This window comes from Agrobacterium sp. GW821-FHT14E08, assembly GCF_058803865.1.
Window position 1 is genome coordinate 5,481 of the sequence record NZ_JBXAPJ010000001.1, and the last position, 15,847, is coordinate 21,327.

The following is a 15,847-nucleotide window of genomic DNA, read 5'->3' on the forward strand; positions in this document are numbered from 1 at the left end:
GCTGAGACCGGCAATCTGATCCGAAGTGAGCGCCTGGATGCGGTCGGTCGAGAGGGCTTCGAGTTGTGTCGAGGAGAGTGCTGCGACCTGTGCTCGGCTCAGGGCGGCGATGGTGCCGGTGGTCAGTTTGCTGGCATCGAGGCCGGCAAAGGCTCTGGTGCTGATGGCCTTGATCTCATCGGTAGAGAAGGTTGCCAGATTGTCGGTCGACAATGCACCAAGCTGAGTCGAGGACAGGGCCGCGATCTGCGCTTTCGTCAGTGCCGCGGCATTGGTGCTGCTGAGGCCGGAGAGGGCGGCTGCGGAAAGGCCGGTGATGGCGTTGACGCTGATGGCCTTGATCTCATCGGTGGAGAAAAGCGCGAGTTCGGCGCTGCTGAGGGTACCGATCTGTGCGGAGCTGAGACCGGCAATCTGATCCGAGGTGAGCGCCTGGACGCGATCGGTCGAGAGGGCTTCGAGTTGTGCCGAAGAGAGTGCTGCGACCTGTGCTCGGCTCAGGGCTGCGATGGCGCCGGTGGTCAGCTTGCTGGCATCGAGGCCGGCGAGAGCTCTGGTGTTGATTGTCTTGATCGCGTCGGTGGAGAAGGTGGCGAGGCTCTCGGAGGACAGAGCGCCAAGCTGTGTGGAGGACAGGGCTGCGATCTGCGCTTTTGTCAGGGCCGCAGCGTTGGTGCCGCTGAGACCGGAGAGAGCGGCCGCGGAAAGGCCGGTGATGGCGTTGACGCTGATGGCCTTGATCTCATCGGTGGAGAAAAGCGCGAGTTCGGCGCTGCTGAGGGTACCGATCTGCGCGGAGCTGAGACCGGCGATCTGATCCGAGGTGAGCGCCTGTATCCGATCGGTCGAGAGGGCTTCGAGTTGTGTCGAGGAGAGTGCTGCGACCTGTGCTCGGCTCAGGGCGGCGATGGTGCCGGTGGTCAGTTTGCTGGCATCGAGGCCGGCAAAGGCCCTGGTGCTGATGGCCTTGATCTCATCGGTAGAGAAGGTGGCGAGGTTGTCGGTCGACAATGCGCCAAGCTGTGTCGAGGACAGGGCTGCGATCTGTGTCTTCGTCAGTGCCGCCGCGTTTTCGGTGCTGAGACCGGAGAGGGCGGCCGCGGAAAGGCTGGCGATGGCGTTGACGCTGATGGCCTTGATCTCATCGGTGGAGAAAAGTGCGAGTTCGGCGCTGCTGAGGGTACCGATCTGCGCGGAGCTGAGGCCGGCAATCTGAGTAGAGTTCAGCGCTTTGATCTGTTCGGTCGACAGGGCTTCAATCTGGCTGACGTACAGCGCCGTGACCTGAGATGCCGACAGGCTGTTGATCTGAGCGGAGCTCAGTTTTGCGATCTGGGACAGGGTCAGTCCCTTGACGGCGCTTACCGAGATGGCGCGAAGGTCTTCGGAGCCGAAAAGAGCAAGGTTATCTGTGCTCAAAGAGGCGATCTGAGACGAGGTGAGTGCCTTGATCCTGTTGTTATCCAGGGCATTGACGTCCGCCGAGGTCAGGCCGGCGATTGTGGACGTGGAAAGCCTGGAAATCTGCACAGCAGATAGTGAAGAGAGAATTGAAGTCATGAACGTGTCCCTTTAACCGGATGGCGACTGGTCACGCCTATCTGCCGCCAGACACCGTTCTTGATGGCAACGGTCCGACATCTGCAAATAAAGCGAAATTGTGAAGAACATGGCTCATGTGAACCTGCGCCGGAAAAGCATCATGCAATTCGAGCCGGAGAATTGGCCCGGATTTTCCACGCTAGCTTGTGCGAATGCCGCTCAATAATTTCTATCGCCTAAGAATTGTTGCGATATGAGGTTCATATCATTTAAACATTTAAAGTCGAGTTAATACTTGATGATTGTAAATTTAATTCTTTTATATTTCTAGTTATATATATTTATAAAAAATAAAATACTTAAGTTTCATATATTTATTTTTATATAAATTAATATATATGCATATTTAATTCGATTTTATCCAATAGATGCGTTATCAATTGATTTTTGTGCTTAGCCAACGAAGTATTTTTCTGAATTTAATCTAGAGAGATTGCGCGGATTTTGACGAGAAGATGCAGGGCTCCGTATGACTGCGCTTCTCTTGGGTCCCGCAGGCAGGTTCACTCCCCATGACGTGTCATGCTGCCAAGCTCAGGGAGCGTGACGGTGAGAATCGTCTTCATAGGGTCGGTTTGGGGACTCGCCGGTCATGCCGACGGCAAACATCTATTTTTTCTAATTTAAAGAATAGGCGACAAATACGAGAATATTTGATAGATTCAAAGTTACCGGTTGCGGTTTGACGCATGGATAAAAAATCACCGGGCGTCCCTATGCCGCCGGCCGGATCATGGCGCAGGAGGAGAGATGCTATGACGGCATTCCATGTCATGGCCGGCGCGAGTGGCGAATTTGCACGCCCCGAAGTCCGGAAGATAAATGTAGCGGATCTTGTGGATGCCCTGAAGTTGGGGCTTGAGGACTTTCGAGAGAAACCCTCCCATTACGTTTTTATCTGTCTTATGTATCCGATCGCGGGTGTTTTTCTCATCATGTGGAGTTCCGGCGCCAATCTGCTGCCGCTGATTTATCCTTTGATGTCAGGTTTTGCCTTGATTGGCCCGATCGCGGCCATCGGTCTTTATGAAATCAGTCGACGCCGTGAGCAGGGGTTGGATAGTTCCTGGCGTCACGCACTGGAGGTTCGGCACTCTCCGGCGTTGCCGTCGATCATTGCCGTCGGTGTCATGCTGTTTGCGCTTTTCGTCGTCTGGCTGATTGTCGCACAGCACATCTACACCACGAGTTTCGAGGCGGTTGGCCCGGTCTCGTTCTCAACATTTGTGTCAGACGTTCTGACGACCCCGCAAGGGCTGTCCCTCATCATTTGGGGTAACCTTGCCGGTTTCGTTTTCGCGGTCATTGTGCTGGCGACAACGGTGGTGGCTTTCCCGCTGATGCTGGACCGGGATGTGGGCGCGGTTGCGGCGGTGGATGCGAGCATACGCGCCACGCTTGCCAATCCGGTTCCGGTTGCGCTCTGGGGGCTGATTGTCGCAGCGCTGCTCGTCGTCGGCACGATCCCGGTTTTCATCGGTCTCGCGGTCGTTATGCCCATCCTCGGACATTCGACCTGGCATCTCTATCGGAAATTGATCGTTCCCGTTTATCCAAACCGTAAGCCTTGAATTCATAACGAAACCTAGTTGTCGATCACCCTTCCCGCCGTTGCGGCTTCCCCCAAAGGGAGCCGTGCCGGCCGGGATGGCGATGGAGCGCGTGAGGATGTCATGTTGTATCGATTTCTTGCCGTCTGTCTGCTTTTCCCCATTACCCTTCCGCTTGAGGCGCGCGCGCAGGAGGGCGACCCTGCCGCAGGCGCCACCATTTTCAAGAAATGCGGCATTTGCCATGTGGCCGAAACGGACCAGAACAAGGTAGGGCCCTCGCTGAACGGCCTGTTCGGCAGAACCGCCGGCACACATCCGAATTTCGCCTATTCACAGGCGATGCAGGATGCCGGCAAGGCCGGGCTGGTGTGGAACGAGACGTCGCTTCGCGATTATCTGCACGACCCCAAGGCGAAGGTTAAGGGCACGAAAATGGCCTTTGTCGGGCTGAAGGACGACACCGAAATCACCAATCTGATCGCCTATCTGAAGCAATATTCCAAGTAGCGGGATGACGCGTGGAAGAGCCGGGTCGGACTGACGTGATAAGGCCGAAAGAGGGGCGAACCGCCATTGCCGTCGCGATTGCCCGCCCGACGCGTTCATGAGATAATGCTAATACATTTCGCGACAGGATTGTGGAAATATTCGCGGCCGCGTCAGGGAAGTGTCAGGGGAGGAGGCGATGGCTGTCGTTGTGGTTCTCGTTCTACTGGTGGTGGGATCGATCATATTCCATCTTCTCAGCCCTTGGTGGTGGACGCCAATCGCGTCGAACTGGAGCTATATCGACAATACGATCACCATCACCTTCTGGATTACCGGCTTCGTTTTCTCGGCCGTCGTATTGTTTGTCGCCTATTGCGTGTTCCGCTTCAGGCACCGCCCCGGAAACCGGGCCGCATATCAGCCCGAGAACAAGCGTCTGGAATGGTGGCTGGCGGGCGGAACCGGGGTCGGGGTGGCCGCGATGCTGTTGCCGGGCCTCTTTGTGTGGAAACAATTCGTCACTGTTCCGGATGGTGCGGGTGAGGTGGAAGTCGTCGGTCAGCAATGGCAATGGAGTTTTCGGTTGCCGGGAGCGGACGGACGGCTCGGACGTGCGGATACGCGCGCCATTGCGCCTGACAATCCGCTCGGTGTGAACAGAAACGATCCTGCCGGAATGGACGACGTCATCGTCGAGGGCGGCGAGTTGCATTTGCCCGTCGGCACGCCGGTGAAAATGCTGCTGCGCGCGGTCGACGTGGTGCATGATTTCTACGTGCCGGAATTCCGGGCCAAGATGGACATGATCCCCGGTTCGGTCACCTATTACTGGTTCACGCCGACACGGACCGGAACCTTCGAGGTTCTCTGCGCGGAACTGTGCGGCGTCGGCCATCCGCAGATGCGCGGCACCGTCGTTGTCGATACCGAGGCCGACTATCAGGCCTGGTTACAGCAGCAGCCGACTTTCTCGAAATCGCTGGCCCTGGCGGAAAAGTCGGCGGCCAGATGAGCGCCACGCATCGTTGACGGAAAAACCGCGTCGGAGGAAACAGGGAGGACAGGAGATGGTCGAGATTGGGTCCGGCGCGGGGCAGGTCATCCAGCCAGCCGAGGTCGAGGATGTCGAGCTTTATCACCCGAAAAGCTGGTGGACGAAATATGTCTTCAGCCAGGATGCCAAGATCATCGCCATCCAGTATTTTCTGACCGCGACGGCAATCGGCATGGTGGCGCTGGTGCTTTCCTGGTTGATGCGCCTGCAACTTGGCTTTCCCGGCTATTTCTCCTTCATCGACGCCGAACACTATTATCAGTTCATCACCATGCACGGCATGATCATGGTGATCTATCTGCTGACCGCATTGTTTCTCGGCGGTTTCGGCAATTATCTGATCCCCTTGATGCTCGGCGCCCGCGACATGGTGTTTCCCTATGCGAACATGCTGAGCTACTGGCTTTATCTGCTCGCCGTGCTCGTGCTGGTCGCCGGCTTCTTCGCGCCCGGCGGGCCAACGGGCGCCGGATGGACGCTTTATCCACCGCAGTCCCTGCTTTCGGGAACACCGGGCGGGCGCGACTGGGGCATCATCCTGATGCTTTCATCGCTGATCCTGTTCATCATCGGCTTCACTTTGGGCGGGCTGAATTACGTCGTCACCGTGTTGCAGGGGCGAACGCGCGGCATGACACTGATGCGCATGCCCCTGACGATATGGGGCATATTCACGGCGACCGTCATGGCGCTGCTTGCCTTCCCGGCGCTCTTCGTCGCCGCCGTGATGATGTTGTTCGACCGGTTGCTCGGCACGAGTTTCTTCATGCCCGCCATCGTCGAGATGGGCGAACAGTTGAAGCAGGGCGGCGGCAGTCCCATCCTGTTCCAGCACCTCTTCTGGTTCTTCGGCCATCCGGAGGTCTATATCGTCGCGCTTCCTGCTTTTGGCATCGTCTCGGATCTGATCAGCACCCATGCGCGCAAGAACATCTTCGGTTACCGGATGATGGTCTGGGCGATCGTCATCATCGCGGCGCTGAGCTTTGTCGTCTGGGCACATCATATGTATGTCAGCGGCATGAATCCGAATTTCGGGTTCTTTTTCGCCACCACGACACTGATCATCGCCGTGCCGACGGCGATCAAGGTCTATAATTGGGTGCTGACGCTCTGGCGCGGCGATATCCATCTGAATTTGCCGATGCTGTTTGCGCTCGCCTTCATCGTCACCTTCATCAATGGCGGCTTGACCGGTCTCTTCCTCGGCAATGTCGTCGTCGACGTGCCGCTTTCGGATACGATGTTCGTTGTCGCCCATTTCCACATGGTGATGGGGGTTGCGCCCATCATGGTGGTCTTCGGCGCAATCCATCACTGGTATCCGAAAGTCACCGGCCGCATGCTGAATGCGGCGATGGGGCATATCCATTTCTGGATCACCTTTCTCGGCGCCTATGCCATCTTCTTCCCGATGCATTATCTTGGCCTGATGGGCGTACCGCGCCGCTATTACGAACTGGGCGAGACTGCATTCATTCCGCCTTCGGCGCATACGCTGAACATGTTCATCACCGTCGCCGCGCTGATCGTCGGCGCGGCGCAATTGCTGTTCCTGTTCAATCTCGCCTGGAGCCTGCGCTGGGGCAAAGAGGCGGGCGGCAATCCGTGGCGGGCAACGACACTGGAATGGCAGACGCCACAAACGCCGCCGGTTCACGGAAACTGGGGCAAGGAACTGCCGGTCGTCTATCGCTGGCCCTATGACTACAGCGTTCCCGGCGCGGCTGAGGACTTCCTGCCGCAAAACCAGCCGGCTGCGGCGGGACCGTCCGAGAGGGCGTTGTCATGAGCGCCATTCTCATTTTCATGGCCGGTATTGCCTGCATTATCGGCTGGTGGATGGCCAGCCAGCGGTTAACCTCGAAGCCCTGGCTGGAAGCGGGTGTGTCAGACGATGCGCCGGGGATGCGGGGCTCATCGGAAACAATCGCGAAACTTGGGCTCGGCATTTTTCTTGCTGTCGTCGGCGCCCTGTTCACACTGTTCATCAGCGCCTATCTCGGCCGCATGGGCGGTGCCGACTGGTGGGGTATCCCGATCCCGCGGTTGCTGTGGGTAAATACGGTGGCCCTTGCCGCCAGCAGCGTCGCGCTGCAATGGGCTAAAACCGAAGCCCGCGTAGATCGGCGCGAAATGCTGGATGTGGCGCTTGCCGTGGCGTTCGTGACGGCTGTTCTCTTTGTTGCCGGGCAGGGTCTGGCGTGGCGGCAACTGGTGTCCGCGGGTTATGTGCTGGCGGATAACCCATCGAACAGCTTCTTCTACATGATCACCGGATTGCATGGCCTGCACATATTGGGCGGGCTTTTCGTGCTCGGGCGCACGGCAATCCGCGCCCGGATCGGCCCTGCTGCGGGAGTTCGCCTGAGCGTGGATCTCTGCGCCATCTACTGGCATTTCATGTTCGTCGTCTGGCTGATCCTTTTTGCAATCTTCGCCGGCTGGGCGAATAGTTTTGTCGATCTCTGCCGTCAATTGGTCACGTGAGGAGTGTCGATCATGACCGCATCCACGGAAAGACCCTTAAGCGATCCACATCTGCGGCCCACGGGACGGCGCGGCGTTGCCGCTGATCTGTCATCGGACCAGCGGGCGTTCAAGAGCGTCTCCTGGGGCAAGGCGATGATGTGGATTTTCATCCTGAGCGACACCTTCATTTTCGGCTGCTTTCTCCTTGCCTATATGTCCGCGCGCATGTCGACCACCGCTACCTGGCCCAATCCCAGCGAGGTTTTCGCCCTGACGATCGGTGGCGAGGATATTCCGCTGATCCTGATTGCGATCATGACCTTCGTCCTCATCAGCAGCAGCGGCACGATGGCCATGGCCGTCAATTTCGGATACCGCCGCGATCGGCGCAAAACCGCCGCGCTGATGCTGGTGACTGCCGCCCTCGGTGCGACATTCGTCGGAATGCAGGCATTTGAATGGACGAAACTGATCGCGGAGGGTGTTCGCCCCTGGGAAAACCCCTTCGGTGCCGCTCAATTCGGTTCGTCCTTCTTCATGATCACGGGTTTTCACGGCACCCATGTTTCGATCGGGGTGGTGTTCCTTCTGATCGTGGCGCGAAAGGTCTGGCGGGGAGATTTCGATCAGGAAAGACGAGGATTTTTCACCAGCCGGAAAGGCAATTACGAGATCGTCGAGATAACCGGGCTTTACTGGCACTTCGTGGATCTGGTGTGGGTCTTCATCTTTGCATTCTTCTATCTGTGGTGAGAGGATGGCATCATGGCGCAGCAACAGTCACAACAGGGACAGCAGCATCCGATAAAACTTTATATGGTGGTCTGGGGACTGCTTTTTGTCCTCAGCGCCTGCTCCTATCTCGTCGACTATCTCGGCATCCAGAGCTATCCCAGATGGTCGCTGATCCTCCTGTTCATGGCGCTGAAGGCCGGGCTGATCATTGCGATTTTCATGCATATGGCCTGGGAACGGCTGATCTTGATCTATGCCGTCCTTCTTCCCCCCGTCCTCGTGCTGGTTTTCACAGCTTTGATGGTCTCGGAATCGCACTACACGCTCCTGACCCGTCTGGCTTTTCTGGGGGCTGGTTCATAGCTGCCGATCTCTGGGCTTTTGCCGCGCGCTGGACAGGTCTGGACGTGAAGGCGATGGAGGGCTGACTCACATCAGGAACTCGCCAATGATCCTGCTGTGGATCGCTCGGAAGATGTAATGGTGTTCAAGCCCGGAAGAACGGCGCGGATATGGTCGCCGAGAACTCGGACGGTCGAGGATGTCTGCGGATCGGCAAATTCCATCGCAATGCCGATGGTCGGCAGGGGCGGCAGCCCCTTTTCCACGATATGAAGATCAGGCGGAACGGCTGTCCTTGTCAGGACACTGATCGCATGGCCGGAGCGGGCGATGGCGATGAGGCCGGCAAGGCTGTTGCTGGCAAAGGCAACACGGTAACGGCGATTGGCAGCTTCCATGGCATCGCAGGCCGCACGGTGGTCAAGTGTCGCCGGTGCCGAAAGAGCAAGCGGCAGAATGTCCTTGGCAAGCAGATCCGGTTCCGGCTTATCCGCAACCCAGACGAAGCTCTCCCTGCGCAGGACGTCGTCATGGTCCGGATCGGATTGGGAGACCAGCGCGATGTCGATCTGCCGCCGCTGCAGGAGCGGGCGCAATTCTATTGTCGGCGCGCAGACCATGCGCAGTTCGACTTTGGGGTGGCTGGCGCAGAAGCCGCGCAGCAGTTCCGGCAGGAAGGCAATCGAATAATCCTCAGGGCACCCCAGGCTGACGGCGCCCTGCAATGTCTCCCCGTTCATGTCGGCAAGGATTTCGTCGTGCCGGGCAAGGAGCGCGCTGGCATGGGCGAGAAGTTTCTCGCCGGCAGCAGTCACCCGCACGCCGGAGCCCGTTCGCTGAAGCAGGGTGTGGCCGACCAGTTCTTCAAGCCGCTGCATCTGCGTGCTCAGCGCCGATTGCGTGCGCCCAACCTGCATCGCAGCCACGCTGATGGAGCCGGCACGGGCAACGATGACAAAGTTCTTCAGGAGCGTCAGGTCGAGCATGGCGATATCAAAATTATCAATATCTGAGTAAAATACTATCAATTAGACTGGGGCGGCAAGCGCCTGTTATTCTCCGCGAAGATAAAATTGGGGAATGCATCATGAACAATCTCGCAAAAAGCTTTGCCTCGCTCAATGATGAGCCTGCCTTCTGGGCAGCTGCCAACACACATCTGACCCGTTACGGGCCCGCCTTCGAGGATATCATCGTCGAGCGCGCCGAGGGCAGTTTTGTCTATGATGCGGATGACCGCGCCATTCTCGATTTCACCTCGGGCCAGATGAGCGCTTTGCTCGGCCATACCCACCCGGATATCGTCACCACCGTCAACCGGCAGATGGCTTCGGTTGCGCATCTCTTTTCCGGCATGCTGTCGCGCCCGGTGGTCGAGCTTGCGACGCGGCTGGCGGCTCTGGCGCCGGGGCTGGACCGCGTGCAATTGCTGACGACCGGGGCGGAATCCAACGAAGCGGCAATCCGCATGGCAAAGCTCGTCACCGGCGGTCACGAGATCGTCGCCTTCGCGCAGAGCTGGCATGGCATGACGGGCGCTGCGGCTTCGGCCACCTATAGCGCTGGCCGGCGAGGTTATGGCCCGGCCACGGCCGGCTCGCTGGTCATACCGGCCCCGAATGCCTATCGCCCGCGCTTCAAGAACCCCGATGGATCAAACGACTGGCAGGCGGAGCTGGACGATGCTTTCGAGCTGATCGACCGTCAGTCGACCGGGAACCTGGCTGCCTTCATCGCCGAACCCATCCTGTCGAGCGGCGGTATTCTCGAACTCCCGCTCGGTTATCTCGCCGCCCTGAAGAAGAAATGCGAGGAGCGCGGCATGCTGCTCATCCTCGATGAAGCCCAGACCGGCGTTGGCCGTACCGGGCACATGTTCGCCTTTCAGCGCGACGGCGTGACGCCTGATATCATGACGCTGTCGAAGACGCTCGGCGCCGGCTTGCCGCTTGCTGCCGTCATGACCAGCGCAGAGATCGAGCAGAAGGCATTCGAGAGGGGCTTTCTGTTCTATACCACCCATGTTTCCGATCCGCTGCCGGCGGCTGTCGGTGTGACGGTTCTCGATGTCGTGGCGCGCGATGGCCTGGTCGAGCAGGCGATCGCCCGTGGAAACCGTCTGAAAGAAGGTCTCCTCTCGCTGCAACAGCGGTTCGAATGTGTCGGCGATGTGCGCGGGCGCGGGCTTCTGCTCGGACTGGAAGTTGTCGCCGACCGGCACACGAAAGCCCCCGGTTTCGAGCTTGGCGCCCGTATCATGCAGGAAGCGATGCTGCGGGGCATGAGCATGAATATCGTCAAGTTGCCCGGCATGGGCGGCGTCTTCCGTATTGCACCGGCCTTGACCGTCTCGGATGCCGAGATCGATCTTGGACTGGATATATTGGCGTCGTCGATCGAAGCGGCGCAGAAGGCCGGCTAGGTTCGCCGCAGTCGTGATTTGCCTCTCGCCGGTGTCTGCAAACGCCGGCGAGAGGCAGGGTTACGTAGATTATGCCCGTTTGCTGACGGTGTTCGTTCCGAAGATGAGCTGCTGCGCCATCGGCCGACCGATGAAGCGCTCCGGGAAGATCGGCTGTGGAGCGCTGGCCCTGTTCAGTCGCTCAAGCTGATCCTGGGTGAAGGAAATGCTCAAGGCGCCGAAATTATCCTCGGCCTGCTCAAGGGTGCGTGCGCCCATGACCGGGGAAACGACTGCGGGATTGATCAGCGTCCAGGCAAGGGCGACCTGCGATCGCGAAACGCCGAGTTCCTCCGCGACTGTGCCGACGACATCGGCGACGGCGAGCGAGCGTTCATTGAGGTGGCCGGTCGATGCGATCACGCCCTTGCGGGTTGCCGCGACATTCGCCCCATTCTCGTCGCTCAGATCCGCGCGGCCATATTTGCCAGTGAGGATGCCGCCGCCGAGCGGGGACCATGGAAGAACACCGAGGCCGAGCGCCCTGGCCATGGGCATAAGCTCATGCTCGACGGTCCGCTCGACCAGGCTGTATTCGATCTGAAGCGCCACGAAGGGTGACCAGCCGCGGAGATCGGCAAGGGTCTGCATCTGCGCTACGCGCCATGCGGGCGTGTTACAAATGCCGACATAGAGGATCTTGCCGGCTCTCACGAGATCATCGAGCGAGCGCATGGCTTCTTCGGGCGATGTCGTGAAATCCCAGGCATGCAGGTAGAGGAGATCGATCCGGTCCGTGTCCAGCTGGCGCAGGCTCGTCTCCACCGACCGCACGAGGTTGAAACGATGGTTGCCGCCGGAATTGATATTCGCCGGATCAAGGGCCATCGTAAATTTGGTCGCAAGCACGATATTATCGCGCTTTTCTTTGATGAAGCCGCCAAGAAGGCGTTCCGAGGCTCCGTTGGTGTAGTTGACGGCGGTATCGATGAAGTTGCCGCCTCTGTCGACATATGCATCGAAAATGCGTCTGGCTTCTTCAGCGTCGGCTCCCCAACCCCAGTCAGACCCGAAGGTCATCGTGCCAAGCGAGAGCGGCGAGACACGCAGCCCGGATCGGCCGAGCAGTCTGTATTGATCGAGTGATTTCACTTCAGCCATGTTGGTATACTCCATTGGTCTTCGTTGAAGCGCTGGGATGCGCCGGGTGGGTGACACCTTTTTCCGCGAAAAACCTGTGAGGGCGGTAGATCGGATTTCCGGAATTCTTGCACGATTGTCTCAAGTGGGCAGGCCAGGACTGCCTTGCCCGACCGAAACATTGTCCGTGATTCTTGCACGATTGTCCGATAGGCGCGGTTCAGACTTTCGTCACGCGGACGCATATGAGATAAATGGCGAATGACCCCGGACCGCCACATCGTCGATATCATCACCCGACACGCGCCGCGAGACGGCACTTTTGAATGCCGGTTGCCGGGGGTGAAGCTCATCCGCTGTTCCCACCCGACCCTCCCCATGCCGGTGATCTATGAGCCGACGCTTTGCCTTGTGGCGCAGGGCCGCAAGCAGGCTGTGCTGGGGCAATCGGCCTTCATCTATGACAAATCGCGTTATCTGATCGCTTCCGTCGATCTTCCCGTCATGGGCTCCGTCATCGAGGCGAGTGCGGAAGAGCCATATCTGTGCATGCAGCTCGATCTCGATACGGTCGAGCTGGCGGAACTGGCGATCCGCTATCCGTCGAAATCTTCCGGAAAATCCCGGCCGCCGGCCGGTCTGCTGCTGAATGAGACCAATCCGGGGGTGCTCAATGCGACGGCACGCCTGTTGGGCCTTCTGGATACGCCTGACGATATTGACGCGATTGCGCCGCTGGCGCTTCGGGAAATACTCTATCGGCTGCTGACCGGGCCGGGCGGTGACGTTGTCCGGCACATGGCACAGGCGGGTACCCATCTCCATCAGATTGCCCGGTCAATCGTCTGGATCAGAAGCCATTTTCGCGAAGCCTGCCCCATAGAGACAGCGGCCGAAATAGCCGGAATGAGCCGCTCCACCTTTCACGCTCATTTCAAGGCGATCACCTTGATGAGCCCGTTGGAATTCCGGGCGGAACTGCGATTGCAGGAGGCGAGACGCCTGATGCTCAGCGAGGGGCTGGATGCAGCAACCGCGGGGTTTCAGGTTGGCTATTCAAGCCCGTCGCAGTTTTCGCGCGAATATGTTCGGGTTTTCGGAATGCCGCCATCGAAGCACGCCAATCTCCTGCGTCATCCTGTCGATGATCGGCCAGTGCCCCAGAGCACGGCAGCCAGCTAGGCAATAGCTGGGCCGGCACCCTATTTCATGTGGTCGGTGCCTGCCGGAAAAGTCAGCTGCACCCTTGCGCCTTCGCCGGGTTTTGAGCGGATATGCGCCTCGCCGCCGCTCTGGCGGACGAAGCCGTAGACCATGGCGAGGCCGAGACCCGCGCCGCCATATTCTTCGCGTGTGGTGAAATAGGGTTCGAATGCCTTGTCCACGGCCTCGGGCGTCATGCCGATGCCCTCGTCGGTAACGGCAATGACCAGCACATCCTTCTCGGCCGTGGCCTCGATCAAGATCAGGCCGCCGTCCGGCATGGCGGCTGCGGCATTCAGGCAGAGATTGAGAATGGACTGTTCGAAGAGCGCAGGATCGAGTTGGATCGACGGAAGGTCGTCATCGATATCAAGCGCGATGCGGCATTTCGGGCCGACTGCGATCTCGAGAATATCGGCCATGCCGCGCAGCAGGTTTGCGACGTTGATGTGGCTGGCATGGATCGGCTGCTGGCTGCCGATCGTCAGCATGCTGCTGGCGAGAGACCGGCCGCGATCCGCCGCCTTGCGGATACGGGCGATGTGCCGTTTCTGGCGGTCGTTGAAACCGGCTTCCCGCTCCAGGAGACCGAGACTGCCGGTGATGATGCCGATCATGTTGCCCACCTCATGGCTGACCTGGTGGGTCATGCGCATGATACCGTCCAGTCGCTGGGCCTTTACGGCTTCTGCTTCCTGGCGATCGAGAGCCGTCACATCACGGGCGAGCAGGACGATGCCGCCATCCGGCTGGCGTGACATCGAGACTTCGATCACCAGCTGATCTGCTGTGCGATGGCGCACGACGGCGCGGTCCATCAACTCGCCATGCCCGCTTTCAAAGGGCAATAATGCGGGGTCGATTTCCGGGACGGGTTCGACAAAACGGCGAAGCGGCAGCTTTCGCGATGAGCCGGAGCGTCCGACGAGCTCGATGATGCGGCGGTTCATGGTGATCGGCCGGCCAGCCGGATCAAACAGTGCTATTCCCTCATTCATGTTGCGGAAGGTCGAGCGGATGGTGCGCGCCGCCGCTTCCGCCGTGCGTCTGAGGCGCGAGACCCGGTCGACGCTGTCATGGAAGGCACGGAAGGCATCTAGCAGGCGGATCAACTCCGTCTCGGGCCCGGTGTAGGAAGGCGGGCCGACATCCTTCTCTCCCTTGGCAAGCGCGTTCATGCCGTTGGAGAGAGAGGCGATGCCGCGCGAGACGCGCATCACCGAGCGGATCGAGAAAATCGCCACCACCAGAACCAGAAGGGAAGCGACGGCGACGATGACCAGCAGCCGGCTAAGCGCATCGGAGGTCGAGATCAGGTCCTCGTTCAGGCTGCGGGCAACCGCGTCGCCCTGGGTTTCCGTGACATGGGAGAGATCGCGCGACACGGTGTGAAGCCGCGATACCGACGCACGGATTGCGAACATTTCCAGAAGATAGCGGCTCTGGGCCTCGAAAACCCGCTCATAGGGCTGCATTTCCGCCACCGGAAGACGCTCGCCGGGATAACCTTCCTGACGTGCCGTGGTTTCGGCGACGTAGCGGCGGCGCAGTTCGCCCAGCTGGAACAGGCTGTCGGAGGCGGATGCGGCCTGCACGATGCCGTTCATCCGCCGGCGCAATTCAGGATCGACGATACCCCGGCCAGTGGCGATTTCGCCGAGCGCCGCTGCCGCGTCCGCCTTGTGGCCTTGCGCCGCATCGGCATCCTTTGCCAGATCCAGCGTCTGCGCCCTGATAAGCTGGAGAAGTTCGACAATGCGGTCGTTGGAAAAGCCGCGTGTGACCCGATCGTCGCTGCCCGGCCCTGTCATTTCCAGCAGAATATCAACCTGCTGAACGACGGACCGGCTCTCGCTGGAAACGCGATAGGGAGAGGCGGCGTTCATCAGGAAGGGGGCGCTGGAGACGAGGTCCGAGACCTGTCGCGACACCAGGGACGCCTTGGCGAGGCTGGAAAAGGCCTGCAACCCATAGGCCGCCATTTCATCACGCGCGCGCTGCAGGCCGTAAATGGCGATGGCCGAGAGGCTGAAGACAAGGATGCAGATGAAGACGATCGCAAAGGGCAGGCGAAAGGCGATGGAGGAGAGGAAGGAGCGGCTGATCACGGGGAAAGCTCGCCCTCGTCGGTATGCAGCACATAACCCTTTCCGCGCCGTGTCTTGATGTGACGCGGCAGGTCCGGATTACGTTCGATCTTGCGCCTCAGCCGCAGCACCAGCACATCGACATTTCTGTCGATGTAGCGGTCGCTTTCAGAACCCAGTCTGTCGAGTATCTGCGAGCGGCTGACGGGCTGGTTGGGCGTTTCGGCCAGAATCTCCAGAAGCGCGAATTCGGCGCTCGTCAGCGTCTTGCTGCGATCGCTGAGGCAGACCGCCCGGCGCGCATCAAGATCAATCGCCCAGTCGCCGAGGTTGAGTGTCGCGCGGCCATGATCGCGCTCGCTATCCTTTTCCTGTTTCAGCGAGGGGATCGTCCGGCGCAGAACGGCCTTGATCCGGGCCGTGAGTTCGATGGGTTCGAAGGGTTTGACCACGTAATCGTCGGCGGCCGTCTCGAGGCCCAGAACCCGGTCGGCGGCGCTGCCGGCAGCTGTTACCATGACGATGCCGATGTCGATCTGGCTGCGCAACCGCTGGGCAAAGGTCCGGCCTGATGTGCCGGGCAGATTGTGGTCGACGAGTACAAGCTGCATCCTGTCCTTCGCCAATATCTCGTCAGCTTCCTCGGCGGAGCGCGCGCAGGTGGGCAGCCAGCCCTCGGCCTCCACGAGGTCCGAGATGAGCTCTGCCATATCCGGATCGTCCTCGACGATCAGAATGCGAACCTTCTGATTAAGCACTTTGTATTCCT

General features: G+C 59.4%; 13 protein-coding genes and 1 pseudogene. 9 read left to right on the top strand and 5 right to left on the bottom strand.

Going from position 1 to position 15,847, the window contains the following annotated elements; genetic code table 11:
- Nucleotides 1-1,560 (bottom strand): annotated as a pseudogene (locus AC1ROR_RS00025) (ice nucleation-like protein); the annotation flags it as partial.
- Between the two features lie 797 nt (nt 1,561-2,357).
- Between AC1ROR_RS00025 and AC1ROR_RS00030 the strand changes: the two are divergent.
- The 7 genes from AC1ROR_RS00030 (at nt 2,358) to AC1ROR_RS00060 (ending at nt 8,268) form a co-directional block, all read left to right on the top strand.
- Entirely contained in the window at nt 2,358-3,173 is an 816-nt protein-coding gene (locus AC1ROR_RS00030; protein WP_498588270.1) for a DUF2189 domain-containing protein, read from the top strand.
- A 102-nt stretch (nt 3,174-3,275) separates the two neighbouring features.
- The gene (locus AC1ROR_RS00035) at nt 3,276-3,662 is read left to right on the top strand and encodes a c-type cytochrome (protein ID WP_142170076.1); all 387 of its coding nucleotides are present in this window, start codon (nt 3,276-3,278) and stop codon (nt 3,660-3,662) included.
- A gap of 178 nt (nt 3,663-3,840) precedes the next feature.
- Nucleotides 3,841-4,656 carry a cytochrome c oxidase subunit II gene (locus tag AC1ROR_RS00040; RefSeq protein ID WP_080835979.1) on the top strand — a complete coding sequence of 272 codons (816 nt, stop codon included), beginning with the start codon at nt 3,841-3,843 and terminating at the stop codon, nt 4,654-4,656.
- Nucleotides 4,657-4,711: 55 nt separating this feature from the next.
- Nucleotides 4,712-6,490, top strand: coding sequence for a cbb3-type cytochrome c oxidase subunit I (locus AC1ROR_RS00045; RefSeq protein WP_035224346.1), 1,779 nt, complete (start codon nt 4,712-4,714; stop codon nt 6,488-6,490).
- Entirely contained in the window at nt 6,487-7,188 is a 702-nt protein-coding gene (locus AC1ROR_RS00050; RefSeq protein WP_498588271.1) for a cytochrome c oxidase subunit 3, read from the top strand. The genes AC1ROR_RS00045 and AC1ROR_RS00050 overlap by 4 nt, the downstream gene beginning before the upstream one ends.
- A 12-nt stretch (nt 7,189-7,200) precedes the next feature.
- Complete coding sequence (locus AC1ROR_RS00055; protein ID WP_498588272.1) at nt 7,201-7,923, top strand: heme-copper oxidase subunit III family protein; 723 nt, start codon at nt 7,201-7,203, stop codon at nt 7,921-7,923.
- A 12-nt stretch (nt 7,924-7,935) separates the two neighbouring features.
- Nucleotides 7,936-8,268: a cytochrome C oxidase subunit IV family protein gene (locus tag AC1ROR_RS00060; RefSeq protein ID WP_035224355.1), complete on the top strand. Its 333-nt coding sequence runs from the start codon at nt 7,936-7,938 to the stop codon at nt 8,266-8,268.
- Nucleotides 8,269-8,339: 71 nt separating this feature from the next.
- Here the strand turns inward: AC1ROR_RS00060 and AC1ROR_RS00065 are convergent, their stop codons facing one another.
- The gene (locus tag AC1ROR_RS00065; protein ID WP_498588273.1) at nt 8,340-9,233 is read right to left on the bottom strand and encodes a LysR family transcriptional regulator; all 894 of its coding nucleotides are present in this window, start codon (nt 9,231-9,233) and stop codon (nt 8,340-8,342) included.
- Nucleotides 9,234-9,334: 101 nt separating this feature from the next.
- Between AC1ROR_RS00065 and AC1ROR_RS00070 the strand changes: the two genes are divergently transcribed.
- Nucleotides 9,335-10,669 (top strand): aspartate aminotransferase family protein, encoded by a 1,335-nt coding sequence (locus AC1ROR_RS00070; RefSeq protein WP_498588274.1) that lies wholly within the window; start codon nt 9,335-9,337, stop codon nt 10,667-10,669.
- A gap of 69 nt (nt 10,670-10,738) precedes the next feature.
- Here the strand turns inward: AC1ROR_RS00070 and AC1ROR_RS00075 are convergent, their stop codons facing one another.
- The gene (locus tag AC1ROR_RS00075) at nt 10,739-11,809 is read right to left on the bottom strand and encodes an aldo/keto reductase (RefSeq protein WP_498588275.1); all 1,071 of its coding nucleotides are present in this window, start codon (nt 11,807-11,809) and stop codon (nt 10,739-10,741) included.
- Nucleotides 11,810-12,049: 240 nt separating this feature from the next.
- Between AC1ROR_RS00075 and AC1ROR_RS00080 the strand changes: the two genes are divergently transcribed.
- Nucleotides 12,050-12,970, top strand: coding sequence for an AraC family transcriptional regulator N-terminal domain-containing protein (locus AC1ROR_RS00080; RefSeq protein ID WP_498588276.1), 921 nt, complete (start codon nt 12,050-12,052; stop codon nt 12,968-12,970).
- 20 nt (nt 12,971-12,990) lie between these two features.
- On the opposite strand, the gene AC1ROR_RS00085 is transcribed toward AC1ROR_RS00080, so the two are convergent.
- On the bottom strand, nt 12,991-15,099 hold the full coding sequence (locus AC1ROR_RS00085) for a sensor histidine kinase (RefSeq protein ID WP_498588277.1): 2,109 nt from the start codon (nt 15,097-15,099) through the stop codon (nt 12,991-12,993).
- Nucleotides 15,096-15,836 (bottom strand): response regulator transcription factor, encoded by a 741-nt coding sequence (locus AC1ROR_RS00090; protein ID WP_164056433.1) that lies wholly within the window; start codon nt 15,834-15,836, stop codon nt 15,096-15,098. Before AC1ROR_RS00090 ends, AC1ROR_RS00085 begins: the two co-directional genes overlap by 4 nt.
- Nucleotides 15,837-15,847 lie beyond the last annotated feature (11 nt).

Bases quoted from the DNA above. Each gene is read 5' to 3' on its own strand.
- AC1ROR_RS00030 (WP_498588270.1), top strand. From the start codon at position 2,358: ATGACGGCATTCCATGTCATGGCCGGCGCGAGTGGCGAATTTGCACGC.
- AC1ROR_RS00035 (WP_142170076.1), top strand. From the start codon at position 3,276: ATGTTGTATCGATTTCTTGCCGTCTGTCTGCTTTTCCCCATTACCCTT.
- AC1ROR_RS00040 (WP_080835979.1), top strand. From the start codon at position 3,841: ATGGCTGTCGTTGTGGTTCTCGTTCTACTGGTGGTGGGATCGATCATA.
- AC1ROR_RS00045 (WP_035224346.1), top strand. From the start codon at position 4,712: ATGGTCGAGATTGGGTCCGGCGCGGGGCAGGTCATCCAGCCAGCCGAG.
- AC1ROR_RS00050 (WP_498588271.1), top strand. From the start codon at position 6,487: ATGAGCGCCATTCTCATTTTCATGGCCGGTATTGCCTGCATTATCGGC.
- AC1ROR_RS00055 (WP_498588272.1), top strand. From the start codon at position 7,201: ATGACCGCATCCACGGAAAGACCCTTAAGCGATCCACATCTGCGGCCC.
- AC1ROR_RS00060 (WP_035224355.1), top strand. From the start codon at position 7,936: ATGGCGCAGCAACAGTCACAACAGGGACAGCAGCATCCGATAAAACTT.
- AC1ROR_RS00065 (WP_498588273.1), bottom strand. From the start codon at position 9,233: ATGCTCGACCTGACGCTCCTGAAGAACTTTGTCATCGTTGCCCGTGCC.
- AC1ROR_RS00070 (WP_498588274.1), top strand. From the start codon at position 9,335: ATGAACAATCTCGCAAAAAGCTTTGCCTCGCTCAATGATGAGCCTGCC.
- AC1ROR_RS00075 (WP_498588275.1), bottom strand. From the start codon at position 11,809: ATGGCTGAAGTGAAATCACTCGATCAATACAGACTGCTCGGCCGATCC.
- AC1ROR_RS00080 (WP_498588276.1), top strand. From the start codon at position 12,050: ATGACCCCGGACCGCCACATCGTCGATATCATCACCCGACACGCGCCG.